This is a genomic window from Sphingobacterium sp. LZ7M1 (genome assembly GCF_024296865.1).
Lineage (GTDB): Bacteria > Bacteroidota > Bacteroidia > Sphingobacteriales > Sphingobacteriaceae > Sphingobacterium.
On the sequence record NZ_CP101134.1, the window covers coordinates 3,104,062 to 3,118,473 of the forward strand.

12 protein-coding genes are annotated in these 14,412 nt (G+C 40.6%); 5 read left to right on the top strand and 7 right to left on the bottom strand.

Annotated elements, in window-relative coordinates; translation table 11 throughout:
- Positions 1 to 105: 105 nt before the first annotated feature.
- The 3 genes from NMK93_RS13405 to NMK93_RS13415 are packed head-to-tail and all read right to left on the bottom strand — an operon-like array spanning position 106 to position 3,666.
- Positions 106 to 1,335, bottom strand: a complete 1,230-nt coding sequence (locus tag NMK93_RS13405; RefSeq protein ID WP_254527832.1) for a Glu/Leu/Phe/Val dehydrogenase dimerization domain-containing protein — start codon at positions 1,333 to 1,335, stop codon at positions 106 to 108.
- Positions 1,336 to 1,362: 27 nt separating this feature from the next.
- A complete protein-coding gene (gene hppD, locus NMK93_RS13410) occupies positions 1,363 to 2,490 on the bottom strand; it encodes a 4-hydroxyphenylpyruvate dioxygenase (protein ID WP_214648506.1) in 1,128 nt (375 codons plus the stop codon).
- An 18-nt stretch (positions 2,491 to 2,508) separates the two neighbouring features.
- Positions 2,509 to 3,666, bottom strand: coding sequence for a homogentisate 1,2-dioxygenase (locus NMK93_RS13415; RefSeq protein WP_254527834.1), 1,158 nt, complete (start codon positions 3,664 to 3,666; stop codon positions 2,509 to 2,511).
- Between the two features lie 333 nt (positions 3,667 to 3,999).
- On the opposite strand from NMK93_RS13415, the gene NMK93_RS13420 reads away from it, so the two are divergent.
- Together NMK93_RS13420 and NMK93_RS13425 are read left to right on the top strand one after the other, a co-directional pair.
- Positions 4,000 to 4,983, top strand: a complete 984-nt coding sequence (locus NMK93_RS13420; RefSeq protein ID WP_254527837.1) for a fumarylacetoacetate hydrolase family protein — start codon at positions 4,000 to 4,002, stop codon at positions 4,981 to 4,983.
- Between the two features lie 21 nt (positions 4,984 to 5,004).
- Positions 5,005 to 5,901: a flavin reductase family protein gene (locus NMK93_RS13425; RefSeq protein ID WP_185218390.1), complete on the top strand. Its 897-nt coding sequence runs from the start codon at positions 5,005 to 5,007 to the stop codon at positions 5,899 to 5,901.
- Here NMK93_RS13425 and NMK93_RS13430 read toward each other — a convergent pair.
- Positions 5,887 to 7,659: an aromatic amino acid hydroxylase gene (locus NMK93_RS13430; protein ID WP_185218391.1), complete on the bottom strand. Its 1,773-nt coding sequence runs from the start codon at positions 7,657 to 7,659 to the stop codon at positions 5,887 to 5,889. The two genes, NMK93_RS13425 and NMK93_RS13430, sit on opposite strands and share 15 nt — an antisense overlap.
- Positions 7,660 to 7,975: 316 nt before the next feature.
- Between NMK93_RS13430 and NMK93_RS13435 the strand changes: the two genes are divergently transcribed.
- Together NMK93_RS13435 and NMK93_RS13440 are read left to right on the top strand one after the other, a co-directional pair.
- Positions 7,976 to 9,751, top strand: a complete 1,776-nt coding sequence (locus tag NMK93_RS13435; protein WP_254527839.1) for a long-chain fatty acid--CoA ligase — start codon at positions 7,976 to 7,978, stop codon at positions 9,749 to 9,751.
- A 105-nt stretch (positions 9,752 to 9,856) separates the two neighbouring features.
- Entirely contained in the window at positions 9,857 to 10,174 is a 318-nt protein-coding gene (locus tag NMK93_RS13440) for a GNAT family N-acetyltransferase (RefSeq protein WP_254527841.1), read from the top strand.
- A gap of 1,171 nt (positions 10,175 to 11,345) precedes the next feature.
- On the opposite strand, the gene NMK93_RS13445 is transcribed toward NMK93_RS13440, so the two are convergent.
- The 3 genes from NMK93_RS13445 to pdxH are packed head-to-tail and all read right to left on the bottom strand — an operon-like array spanning position 11,346 to position 13,689.
- On the bottom strand, positions 11,346 to 12,539 hold the full coding sequence (locus NMK93_RS13445; protein WP_254527850.1) for an NADH-quinone oxidoreductase subunit D: 1,194 nt from the start codon (positions 12,537 to 12,539) through the stop codon (positions 11,346 to 11,348).
- A gap of 2 nt (positions 12,540 to 12,541) precedes the next feature.
- Entirely contained in the window at positions 12,542 to 13,033 is a 492-nt protein-coding gene (locus NMK93_RS13450) for an NADH-quinone oxidoreductase subunit C (protein WP_302328325.1), read from the bottom strand.
- A gap of 2 nt (positions 13,034 to 13,035) precedes the next feature.
- Entirely contained in the window at positions 13,036 to 13,689 is a 654-nt protein-coding gene (gene pdxH / locus NMK93_RS13455) for a pyridoxamine 5'-phosphate oxidase (RefSeq protein WP_185218395.1), read from the bottom strand.
- A gap of 186 nt (positions 13,690 to 13,875) precedes the next feature.
- Between pdxH and NMK93_RS13460 the strand changes: the two genes are divergently transcribed.
- Positions 13,876 to 14,388 (top strand): YqgE/AlgH family protein, encoded by a 513-nt coding sequence (locus tag NMK93_RS13460; protein ID WP_237219560.1) that lies wholly within the window; start codon positions 13,876 to 13,878, stop codon positions 14,386 to 14,388.
- The last annotated feature ends 24 nt before the right edge of the window (positions 14,389 to 14,412 follow it).

Sequence of the window (14,412 nt, forward strand, 5' to 3'; positions counted from 1 at the left end):
AAAACCACCTATTCTCTCAAAAAAAATGGCCCCGCAAAATCTATCAAAAAACAAAAAAGCCAGCAAAAATACTTTGCTGGCCGACAATTATTTACTATTCATCAACTATAGCAATTGCCTCAAGGCTAATTCATAAGCTCTTGAGGAAATGTTTATTTTAGTTTCAGGGTTATAGCTATGGATCTGCTCCAATGCTTTTCGGATAACATCTGAAACATCCTGAAACAGGGAGTCATCGCTGATCTCAATATTAGGCTGCATCAGGTAGGCAAAGACCCTTGCCATGCCACAATTGGCAACAAAGTCTGGGATCACTGCAACATGTTGATCGGCATATTCCATTACAGGGCCATAAAAAATCTCACGATCTGCAAAAGGAACATTGGCGCCAGAAGCAATTACCTCCAGACTGTTATCGATCATCTGCTGGATCTGTTCCTTAGAAACCAATCTTGAAGCTGCCGCAGGGATAAAGATTTCAGCAGGAATACCCCAAATTTTGGAATTGACCTCCTCAAATGGAATCATATCTTCGGCAAAAAGTGAATTTCCGTTTCGGGATAATAACAAAGATTGGATTTCCTCTTCGGAAAAACCCTCTTCTTTAATCAAACCTCCTACCCGATCGATGATACCAACAACTTTCACCCCTTTTTTGCTCAGATAAAATGCAGCAGAAGCTGCTACATTGCCCCAACCTTGGATGATGGGACTTTTTCCAGAAACATGACCCTCAAATAAATCATAATAATGGCTAACCGATTCTGCTACGCCGAAACCCGTAATCATATCAGCAACCTTAAATTTCCTTTTCAGGTCAGGGCTATAGTGTGAGTCTTCCAATACCTTGGAAACTCCATATCTCAATTGCCCAATCTGATGGATACGTCCATTCTCCCGAATATCAAAATGACCATTCAGGACACCCTCTTGAGGATGCCATAAGCCAAATTGCTCCGTCAATGGGATGACATCATGGATTTCATCCACGTTCAGATCACCGCCAGTGCCATAATAATTCTTCAACAGAGGAGTTACCACTTTAAACCAGCGTTCCAATACACCATGTTTTCTTGGGTCTGCAGGATCAAAATTAATCCCTGATTTTGCCCCTCCAATTGCAGGTCCAGAAACCGTGAACTTCACTTCCATTGTCTTTGCCAAGGATTCAACTTCATTCCTGTCCAATCCCGAACGCATCCTTGTACCACCTCCGGCTGCTCCACCTCTCAAGGAATTGATCACAACCCAGCCTTCTGCTTCAGTTTCAGTATCTTTCCATTCAAAAACAATCTCAGGTTGTTTCTGCTCAAACTCCTGCAATAATTCTTTCATAATCAATAGGTTCATTAAATTGAAATCTTATAGGTTACCTCTTTTTTCTTGTTCTCTTTCAATCGCCTCAAACAGCGCCTTAAAATTTCCAGCCCCAAAGCTTTGGGCCCCTTTACGCTGAATGATTTCAAAGAACAAGGTCGGGCGATCCTCCACCGGCTTGGTAAAGATCTGCAACAAATAGCCCTCTTCATCACGGTCAACCAATATCCCTAAATCTTGGATAGCCTTGATCTCCTCATCAATTTCGCCTACCCTTTCTGAAAGCATATCATAATAGGCCTCTGGTGGAGCTCCTAAAAACTCAACGCCTCTTTCCTTTAATGCTTTTACCGTTTTCATTATATCATGCGTTGCCAGGGCAGCATGCTGAACACCTTCGCCCTCATAAAACTCTAAGTATTCTTCGATCTGGGATTTCTTCTTCCCTTCTGCAGGTTCATTGATCGGAAATTTCACATAACCATTTCCATTGCTCATGACTTTACTCATCAATGCAGAATATTCTGTATTGATCTGTTTGTCATCAAAAGAAAGGATGTTTACAAATCCCATAACATCCTGGTACCATTCCACGGTTTCATTCATACGGTCCCAGCCCACATTTCCAACACAATGGTCTACATATAACAAGCCAGTTTCTTCAGGATTATAATCGCTCTCCCACTTGACATACCCCGGCATAAATGGTCCTGAATAGTTCTTCCGTTCAACAAACATGTGTACCGTTTCCCCATAGGTATAGATTCCAGCTGTCCGTACTTCCCCGAATTCATCTTCCTTGACCTCCAATTCCTGATAAACCTTTGCACCGCGTTTTTTCGTTTCTTGCAGTGATTTTTCAGCATCATCAACCCATAATGCCAATATCTTCACACCGTCCCCATGCTTTTTAACATGTTCAGAAATAGGGCTATCGGATTTCAAGGCGGTAGTCAGGATAATACGGATCTTGTTCTGCTTCAATACATAAGATGCTCTATCCCTAACACCAGTTTCGGGACCTGCGTAGGCCTCCGATTGAAATCCGAATGCCGTTTTATAGAAATGGGCCGCTTGCTTGGCATTACCCACATAAAATTCAATATAATCCGTTCCATTGATAGGCAAAAAATCCTGAGCCTTTGCTATCTTCTCTGCGAATGTTTGTGTCATAATATTTTTATTGATTGGTTAGTTTATCCATGATTTATAATAGTCCTGATCTTCAATTTCCAAGGCTTCCTCTGTTAACATCAAAGGCCTAAAAGGATCGATCATTACGGCGAGTTCTTCTGTTTTGGTCTGACCAATACTTTTTTCCACTGTTCCAGGATGTGGTCCATGCGGAATTCCACCAGGGTGTAAGGTAATCTGTCCGCGTTCTACAGATTTTCTGCTCATGAAATCTCCATCTACATAATAGAGGACCTCATCGGAATCTACATTGCTATGGTTATATGGCGCAGGAATGGAATCAGGATGATAATCGTACATCCTAGGGCAGAAACTGCATAAAACAAAGGAATTTGTTTCAAAGGTCTGATGGACTGGAGGGGGTTGATGCAACATCCCGGTAATCGGCATGAAATCATGAATGGAAAAGGCCCATGGATAATGGTAGCCATCCCAACCTACAAAATCAAAAGGATGTGTCCCGTAGATATAAGGATAAATCAATCCTTGTTTCTTGATCTTGATTTCGAAATCTCCCTTTTCATCAAATGTTTTCAGGTTCTGTGGCCTGCGGATATCTCTTTCACAAAATGGGGAATGCTCCATCAATTGCCCAAATTCATTTCTATATCGTTTTGGAGTTCGAATAGGTTCAAAGGATTCAACGATAAACAGTCGATTTTTATCAGCATCAAAATCAATCTGGTAGATTACCCCTCTAGGAATCACTAAATAATCACCGTAAGCAAATGGAATCTCGCCGTAGCCGGTCCTCAACGTTCCAGAACCTTCATGGATAAAGATTACCTCGTCTGCTTGGGAGTTCTTGTAAAAATAACTGTCCATAGATTTCTGTGGAGCAGCTAAAGAAATATGTAGATCGGAGTTGACCAGAACTGGGGTCCTACTCTCTAAAAAATCGGCCTTAGGTTTGACCTGAAATCCTCTCAAGCTGGTATGTTTCAAATGCTTGTCCCGGGCAATTTTAGGGTTCACATCATAAGGCTCCCTAATCTCCTTGACAATGGTCGGTGGATAGCAATGATACACCAAGGAATAAACACTTGAAAACCCATGGGTGGATACTAGTTCCTCAGAAAACAATTCTCCATTGTCTTTTCTGAAAACTGTATGTCTTTTTGGGGGAATCTTACCCAATTGATGATAAAGTGGCATAATAATAAGTTTAAAAAATGATTATAATATGATTGAATTACATAGCCTCTGGCTAGATATCACTTTGAAAAAGAATTAAATTTGGTATTAGTACTGCGCGAAAACAACATCAGCTATCAATGCCTTGATATAGGGCATTAAACCTTTTGGGAGGTTTTTTGGCTTTATGTTGCTTATGTTCATATTGGTATGTATTATTTCAAATATACCCTTTATAATTTTATATTTACATAAAGATTGGGAAAATAAATATGGTATTATGAAATTTAATTTTCCGTCACAGAAAAATTATAACCTTTATAAATAAATAAGCAGAGTATTCAAAAAATCATTATGAAAATTGTAACATACTTGGAAAATGGCAAAGAACAGCTTGGTTTTGTTATTGAAAACCTCGTTTTTCCTAGCCATATGATATCTAACAAACTTCCCAATTCCTGCTTAGCATTGCTTCAGCTCGGGCAAGAAGGACTTGATTTAGCAAATAAGGAGCTACAAGAATTCAAAAAGATAAAAGATTTTCAAAATGAGGGCGTAAGTTTTTCGGAAATTACCATGATCGCCCCCCTTCCCAATCCAACCTCCTTTCGGGATGCCTATGCATTTAGACAACATGTAGAAACTTCCCGTCTGAACCGTGGATTGGAAATGATACCCGAATTCGACCAATTCCCCGTGTTCTACTTTTCCAATCACCAAGCCATTCAAGGTCCTGGACCCGTATATTGCATGCCCCGCCATTTTGAAAAAATGGACTTTGAATTGGAGGTGGCCATTGTCATCCTTAAAAAGGGTAGAAATATCAAAGCATCCGATGCTGATCAATATATAGCTGGTTTCACCATCTTAAATGACCTCAGTGCCAGAAATTTGCAGATGCAGGAAATGAAGCTCAACCTGGGACCAGCAAAAGGAAAAGATTTCGCCAGTACCTTTGGTCCTTATCTGGTTACCCTCGATGAACTGGAGCAATACAGAACAGCACCTTTGCCAGGGCATACAGGAAATGCCTATGACCTTAAAATGAAATGTTGGATCAATGACCGGCTGGTTTCTGAAGGTAGCCTTGCCAGCATGAACTGGACCTTTGCTGAAATTATCGAACGGGCATCTTATGGCGTGACCCTCTTTCCTGGTGATATTATAGGTTCTGGAACGGTTGGAACGGGTTGCCTATTAGAAATTAACGGTACTGGAAAGCGTAAGGACCAAGCTTATCAAGAAATCTGGATCCAACCAAATGATAGAATCAGTATGGAGGTAACAGGTTTGGGGAAACTTGAAAACATCATCTACCAAGAGGACCTTTCTGAATAATCAATAATTAATACGATATATATGCAGTTCAACGAAACAAAGACATTCAACCAAGAAACCCACGGATCAGTTTTCGATAGCTTAATAAAATACGCAGTGGCGCCAAGGCCGATTTGCTTTGCCTCAACCATAGATAAAGCAGGAAATGTAAATCTAAGCCCATTCAGCTATTTCAATTTCATGTCCCAGAACCCGCCCATTTGTGTGTTTTCACCGCTTACCCGGGTCCGTGACGGAAAAGATAAACACACCTTGGAAAATATCCGTGAAGTTCCTGAAGTCGTTATCAATATCGTAAATTATGATATGGTACAACAGCAGTCCTTAGCCAGTACGGAGTACGCAAAAGAAATCAATGAGTTTGACAAATCTGGATTTACCGCTTTACCCTCAGGATTGGTCAAACCACCTAGGGTAGCTGAATCACCAGTCCAATTGGAGTGTAAGGTCAGAGAGATTATCACCATCCAAGAAGGTGGAGGAACAGGAAATTTAGTTATTGCTGAAGTGGTCAATATGCATATAAAAAGTTACCTATTGGACGAAAATGATCAAATGGACCAAGCAGCCCTAGATCTTGTGGCACGATTGGGTGGGGACTGGTACTGCCGAGTGACGAAAGAAAACCTTTTTGAGGTTCCAAAACCGCTACGGAAATTAGGGATCGGAGTAGATCAATTACCAGAACATATCCGCAATTCCTCTATATTGACAGGAAACCAATTAGGTCTCCTCGCTAATATAGAAGCGATCCCATCATTTGAAAATGACATCTTGGAGGATGAACAGATCCATACCTTAAAAAGTATGTGGGAACAGGACCAAACCCAATTGAATAATGAGCTGCAGCGATATGCTGCCAGATTATTGGATGAAGAGCAAATAGAAAAAGCTTGGCAAGTCCTACTGGTACATTAATTCCAAATTAATTGGTTGGGTCTGTGCAAGCCTTATTCCATCAGATATTAACTTTTCAAGGTCAGGGTTTTTCCTGGCCTTTTCCTTTAAAATAAACCTTAAACTATCTTCTAATTCAATCTGCCCTTCGTGGATCGCTAATTCATAGAGCTCGACCATGGCTAACCAATCGTTAGGGAATCCTTCCAACAGCTCTTGAACCAATACTGATAAGGCCCTTTCTTTTCCCTGCCCTTCTCTTAATTCCCTGATTTGCCCGTAAATTTCATGGAGATCTTTTTGTTCATCGGTCCAATTTTGCTTTTCAGTTTTAATTTCTGAAATATTGATGTCAGGATCAAATGCAAATTTATCAGCAGCCCCTGCATACACAGATTTAACCGAGCTTCCTACAGCCATGTCATAGATACCCCATTCAGGCTGGAATAAAACTTGACCAGTAGGTTCATGGACGACCGTGCATTCCTCAAAACTAACGAGCAGCAGCAAGCCATCTTCATTGAACACAAAGGATCTTACATTCCCTGATACCAATATTCCAGATTTAAAATATAATGATCCTGGCATGCCTTCAATCAATCCTAGGCCCTCTAAATCTTCTGCTCTACATTGTTCCAATGGCAATCGCTTTCCTATCAATAATCCAATCGGAGAACTAAATCCATCTTTATGGTAATGCTTTCCATGACCTTTCAATTCCAGATTTTTATAAGCCAATGCGGTTGGCCCTGTAGTTTTAATTGCAATCAGTTCCTCCCCCAAAAACATGGATGTAAATACTCCTGAAACCTGTAAACCAGAACTCAGCTCTACCGTGCAGGTATTACTGCTGTCAATGGCTTTTTCCATCGCTTCCTGCCCCCCCACACGAAAAGCCATAGTTTTTGAAAATTCATCCAGTACCTCGTAAGCATGTTTAAAATCAGGCGTTACAAATAATTGAGGTTGCGGCTTGGTAATATCATATGAAAACTGGAGGGTATCGATATCATAAGGCAGTTTTTTGACGTCCGGTTGCATACAACTTGCACTTTCACCAATGGAAGAAAGCAAACCTGCGCCATATATTTTATGATCTTTTACCGTTCCGATCAATCCATATTCCACCGTCCACCAATGCAACCTGCTCAGTAAAGCCATTTCTGAAGGCTCACCCATATTACTTGAAATGGCGTCAAAACGATCCGTTGCTGCTTGTACTTCTTCTTCAGTGGCATCTTCTCTTTCTTTGACAATGGATAAGGCCCTGATAGCCTCATACAGCTCAAAATCTTTACCTGAACTCATGGCTTTGGATCCAACCTCACCGAAATGCTGTAAATAGGCGGCATATTCAGGTTCACCTATGATAGGTGCATGACCGGAAGACTCATGAATAATATCTGGAGCTGGTGTATAGGTAATATGTTCAATCTGTCTAATGTCTGCTGCAATGACCAACACACAATGTGCTTGGAATTCCATGAATGCTGCTGGCGGTATAAATCCATCAACCGTTACTGCCCCCCAGCCTATTTTCTTTAGGCTATCATTCATGGATTGCAAGTTAGGGATACGTTCGATCGTCAATCCAGCCTTTGTCAACCCTGGTATATAAGGGTAATACGCAATGTCCTTCAGGTAGGCATAGTTCTGCCGCATCACATATCGCCAAATCGCCTGATCTAAGGCAGAGTATCGATCATAATTTTGCTCGACTACATATCTTTGAAGATGTTTGGGCAATCGCTCTAAGACGGGATTATCGTAGCTATTCATTATAAATTAGTTTAAACGAAAATAAAAAAATTTAACTAAATAAACAATAGACCAAACCTTCCTCTCCTAGAATGTCCCTTAAATCTGATGTTTATTTTTCTGTTTATATTGGTTCCTTTGGATGAGCAATTTACAACTATTTTCAGAAACTATTTTTGCAATCTGGCCATTATGAACTGAACTACACTACCGAAAACCAAATTTATTAAGTCTAAACGCAACAATTTCATACTTTTGCAAAACTTCTTAACCATCATTTCTGTTATCTTGGTTAAGCTTCCTGTCGATAAACTTGAAAGACAGGCTTTTATATGTTATGGTGGAAAATCTTAGACTTTTTGATCTTGCCTTAAGGCAGGTAAACCTTTTTCCGGACCTCAATATGTTCGCGCATAAAAAAGAGGGGGAATGGAAAACCTTGACTTCTGTAGAATTCTTGGAACAGGTGAACGCGATCTCCAAAGGATTGCTTGAACTTGGTGTTAAACCAAACGACAAAGTTGGATTGATTGCTGATAGTAGCATTGAATGGCATATTGTCGATTTCGCTATCCAACAGATCGGAGCTGTTGTCGTTGCCATCTATCCAAATATCAGTGATTCCGATTATCAGTTCATTTTCAATGATGCTGAAATTAAGCTCTGCATCGTTAGCAATAAAAGCTTATTCCATAGATTGACCCAACTAAATGACTCTATCTATACCCTAAAGTATATTTTCTGCATTGAAAAAAATGAAAATGTACGCAATTGGGATGAATTGAGGACCGTTGGTGCCCATATTCCCGATTCTAAAATTGAAGAACTTAGAGCAAATATCAAACATACCGACTTAGCTACGCTAATCTATACTTCAGGCACCACAGGAAAGCCGAAAGGGGTCATGTTGACCCATCATAACATTATTTCCAATGTGGAAGCAGCAAGAGAGATTACACCTTGTAAGGCCTACGACAGGGCATTGACTTTCCTTCCACCTTGCCATGCCTATGAAAGAATGGTCATCTATACTTATCTGTACATTGGGATCACGGTACATATCGCCGAATCCTTGGACAAAATCGGTCAGAATATCAATGAAGTAAAACCTCATATCATGACTGCCGTTCCGAGGATCTTGGAAAAGGTCTACGAAAAGATCATGAAAACAGGTATGGAACTGACCGGTATGAAGCGCAAGATCTTTGACTGGGCTGTTGAAGTGGCTGAACAATTCGACCCAAATCCAGAAAAAAGGAGTTTCGGCTACAACATCAAGCTAAAGTTGGCAAAAAAACTGGTCCTAGATAAGTGGTACCAAGCATTAGGTGGAGAGTTAAAAACGGTTGCTTCGGGAAGTGCATCGCTACAGGCCAAACTTGCCCGAGTATTCCTCGCTGCGGGAATCCCGCTCTACGAAGGATACGGCATGACTGAAGCTTCCCCCTTGATCTCTGTAAACCATTACCTCAAAGGAATCCGTATCGGAACCGTGGGATTAGCTGTAAAATATGTGGAAATTAAATTGGCGGATGATGGAGAGATCTTGGTCAAAGGTCCCAATGTGATGCAAGGCTATTATAAGAACAGGGAAGAAACGGATAAAACCATTATCGATGGTTGGTTGCATACAGGTGATATTGGCGTTTGGGAAGATGAGGTTTTCTTGAAAATCATCGACCGTAAAAAGGAGATGTTCAAGATTTCTGGAGGTAAGTATGTGGTGCCACAACCTATCGAGAAGAAATTATTGGAATCCAATTACATCGAACAGGCGATGGTGATCGGTGATGGTCAGAAGTTTGCTTCTGCCTTTATTGTGCCTAACTATGCCCACCTACAAGATTGGTCCCGAAATGAAGCTCCTGAATTAAAAGGAATGCCCAAAGACCAGTTCCTGACTGAAACAAAAGTAGTCCGTAAAATCAATAAAGAAGTTCAATTGGCCAACCAACATTTTGGGAACTGGGAACAGATCAAAAAACCGATCATCCTCTCGGATGAGTTCACCATTGAAAACGGAGAACTGACCCCTACCCTTAAAATGAAACGTAAGGTCATTCTGGAAAAATACAAAAAGGAATTTGAGGAATTGTACCATTTGGCAGATTAATAAAATGGTTACTATTTCTTAACATACATCAATCAAGATTTAAATGGATAGGATTAATTTTACCAAAGATTACAAACTATCCATTTAAATTTTTGTTGATTCGGTATGAAAGATAAATTTATCAACCTCCCATTAATTAAGAACGAAGAAAAAAGCAGATTTGAATTAGATGTCGATGGCCATATAACTTTCATTGACTACAAAGAAACAAGCAGTACCGTTGCCCTGATCCATACCGAAGCTCCTTCTGAATTGGCAGGAAGCGGAGCCGCAGCTGCCATTGTAGAAAAAACATTGCAGCACATCAAGGATGCTGGAAAAACAGTCTCTCCCTATTGTCCGTATGTGTTTGCATTCATCAAAAAACATCCCGAATGGAAAGAATTGGTATCACCAAGGTTTCCAAAATTCAATGAATTGTAATTTATTGTTATTCTGAAAGGTTTGAACCAGGATGTTCGGGATTGGAGGATGGACCAAGATCATTGGCGGAATGCCTACCGAATAAATATAAATCAAGTTTTGTAGGGTCGTATCGCATACGCCCGCCCCATATAGGCAAAAAAACAATTAATTTTCCATTTTCCGCTATCATCCTGAGAAGAAAAATTTGGGCTAAATTTATTGGAAGTTGATGACAGCTTGTTGGCAATGAAAATCAATTAGCTCTTTTATTTTTTACATATAGAACCCCTTTGGGGTTCCATTATTTTAGCTGGCATGGCACGTTAGCCTGAAAGTTGCGCAAACCTGATGTTCGATTAATCGAACATCAGTTTTGCGCAACTCCTATATTGTTCAATACTATTGCTAAAATAATTCATCCCCGCTGGGGATGTATGACGGCTAGATATATCTTCTGCTAAATAAACATGGGTTTGGATTGCCATAAACGTGGATCTAACAAACTTGTCATTGGTAGGAACGAATCATTTCGGATAAATGCGAACTTTTAAAATCAAAGACACCCATCATGGTATTGGCGTACAGTTCCTTGACCGAAGGTCAAGGATGACAGGGTCGGTGGGAGGAAAACCGTACAGATTCTTCACTATTCGTTCAGAATCGCAAATGCGCTAGAGAGGGATTCAGAGTAAAACGAAGAATCTATTTTTATTTTTTTAGGAAGATTTGGTCATTCCGAAATCGTAAGATGAGCAAACTATTTTCTATATTTAGGAAGAGCTTTTGAAAACCATACCAGCCCCGTGTGGTTTACACTCCCCACCCCTTGCCTTCCTGTTTTATGCGTGTTTGCGGTTTTTTAATTCCATGAGGTTTTATCGATTTCAAAGCGACCTCATTCGAGGCATATTTTCAAAATTCGCAAAGCATCCCGAATATGTCTCGAATGAGACCAAAAGAATTCCCAATCAGGGACAAAATTTGTCAAAGCCTCCTATGTTCCAAATTATATGTCAAAAAATGAGTAGGAAAATAGCGTTTAATTAGCGTAAAACAAAAAAGAAAGGGAAGCAATCTGGCAATTGCTCCCCTAACTATTAACCAATTATAAACTTAAATTATGAGATAGCAAATATAGTTATTAAAAAGATTATTCCTAATAATATTTGCGTTTTTATGCGGTTTTATTTTAGCGGTCGACTTCACCAAGCACAATATCGATGGAACCTAAAATGGCTATCAGATCAGCGATGAGCACTCCCTTACCAAGCTCTGGCAACACCGAAAGGTTATTGAAGCTGGGTCCTCTAGCCTTCACCCGCTTAGGGATGTCGGTTTTCTCTTGCGTGACAAAATAGAAGCCTAGTTCCCCCTTAGGGTTTTCGGCACGGACATAATATTCCTGCGCTTTCAGGTTTACTTTCTTTGGTACCATGCCACGAGGGTCAAAGTCAGGTGTTCTCTTGAAATCACTCATCAATCTTGGCAAACATTGTTCAATAATCTTGACAGACTCTTTGACCTCATCTACCCTGACCTTATAGCGATCCCAACAATCTCCGACTGCACCCATTTCGCCTTTACCTACAGGGATCTCAAAATCCAACTCCGGATAAACGGAATACCCATCCACCCTTCTCAGGTCCCATTTGATACCTGAGCCGCGCAACATAGGTCCTGAACAGCCATAATTGATGGCTACATCAGCTGGCAGAACGCCAATATTGGCCGTCCGCTGTATAAAAATCTGGTTATTGGACAATAGGTCGTCCAATTCGACCAATTTCGGTTTAAAGTAATTGATAAATTCCAGGCAACGTTCTTCAAAGTTGACCGGGATATCATAGAACAAACCTCCAACCCAGATATAATTATAGAGCATCCTGGAACCGGAAGCCCATTCTAACATATTCATGATATGTTCCCGATCGCGGAAACACCACATAAAAGGTGTAAAAGCTCCAATATCGATCCCATAGGTCCCTATGGCAATCAAATGGGATGCAATACGGTTCAGTTCGGTGACCAAGACACGGATATATTCAATTCTTTTGGGAATTTTATCTTGAATTCCAAGCATACGCTCAACCCCCATCACAAAGGCATGTGCATTGTTCATGGAAGCTAAGTAGTCCAAACGATCGGTGAAGGGAATAGTCTTTCCGTAATTCATGGACTCTGCATGTTTATCAAAGCAACGGTGCAGGTAGCCCATATGTGGAATGATTTCCTTAACGATTTCACCGTCAGTGATCAACTCCAACCTCAAAACACCATGGGTAGATGGATGTTGAGGGCCCAAGTTGATTACCATCTCCTGAGATGAAACCGAATTAATTTTATCCTGATAGTTTTTATTAGCTTGTAGGTATCTTTCGTTCATAACTATTTGATCGGGATATTATGATAAGTTTCAGGATCTTGATAATCTTTACGTAGTGGATACCCCACCCAGTCTTCAGGCATGAGGATGCGTCTCAAATCAGGATGACCTGTAAAGAAAACACCCATCAGGTCATAGGCCTCGCGTTCATGCCAATCCGCTGTTCGCCAAACTTCAGACACAGAAGGAATCTCTGGCAATTCATTCAGGTCTCTTCCGGCATCTAGCGTTACTTTAAGCGTAAGTTGTTTTTGAAAGGGAATGGAAGTTAGGTTATAGACCAGCTCAAAGTATTCTTGCGGAAAATAATCTACTGCCGTGATATTTGCCAGGAAATCAAAATAGCAGTTTTCATTATCCCGGAGAAAAAGACAAACCTCTTTAAGATGTTCAGGTGCAATAAAAAGAGCAGGCTGTAGCCCATGCTCCTGCACATCCTGCACCGCATCGATATGTACGTATTCCTCTAGGTATTTTTTTATTTCTTGGATCATTATCAAGGCGCTAAACGGTTGATCGTCCAATTGCCATCATCCTTTATATAGACAATGCGGTCATGGAGTCTGCTTCCCCTTCCCTGCCAGAACTCAACCCGAACAGGTTTTAACAGGAAACCACCCCAAAATTCCGGTCTTGGGACTTCTTTAATATTTTCCATTTCCTTTTCCACTTCTGCTACTCTTTTTTCCAAAGTTTCCCGATCAGGGATAATGGCACTCTGAGGAGAAGCAATGGCACCGATTTGGCTACCTCTAGGTCTAATGGAGAAGTATTCGTCAGAATCTGCTTTAGGTAATTTTTCGACCTCTGCTTCAAAGCGTACCTGTCTTTGCAATTCAGGCCAGAAAAACAAGGCCGAAACATGTGGGTTCTGGATGATCTCTTGTCCTTTCCTACTGTTGTAGTTGGTAAAAAAACTCAGACCTTCCGTTTTAATGTCCTTTAACAGTACAACTCTGGAAGAGGGATAGCCATTTTCGGAGACCGTAGAAACGACCATGGCAGTCGGTTCAGTGACCTGCGAGGACATGGCTTCATCAAACCATTTTTGGAATTGTTCGATAGGGTTTTTCTGTACGTCCGATTCGCTCAAACTGCTTTTCACATAGTCTTCCCGAATGGCGGCAATTTCTTTATGTTCAATGGACATGGCAAAGGATATTTCCTACAAACTTAACATAATATCCATTTTTTATAGAAAATGAAATGAAAAATTATTGCTATTTTACAGTGGATTAATAATGATATTCTATAAATTTGGTATAAACACATCTATTCTGTTATGTTCAACGAATATATCCCAAAACGCGGCAGTCTAATTTTATCTGAGCCCTTCATGCTGGATCAGAATTTTGAGCGCTCAGTGATCTTGTTGTGCGAGCATGATGAAAACGATGGAACCGTCGGATTGATCCTCAACCATCGCTCCATGCTTATGCTATCGGATGTCCTTGAAGAGGTTGACAATTCTGAAATACCTTTATACTTCGGTGGTCCAGTGGAAGGAAATGCGCTTTTCTTTGTCCACAAGGCCCACGAGAAAATCGAAGGCGGCACCCATATCGTAGATGACCTCTATTGGGGTGGTGACTTTGAACGTTTAAAATATCTGATCAACGAAAATTTGATCAGCAGTGAAGAAGTCAAGATTTTCCTAGGATATTCAGGATGGAGTCCGGGTCAACTTGATGGAGAGATCAAACAGAACTCTTGGGCAGTACATAATTCATTTAATATAGACCTGGCCTTTATTACCGATGGCGAAAATCTTTGGAAGGAAGCCTTGATCAGTATGGGTCCGAAATATGCACATGTTGCAAATTTCCCGAAAAGACCTGAATTCAATTGAAAAACAACAAATAAACATAAATCA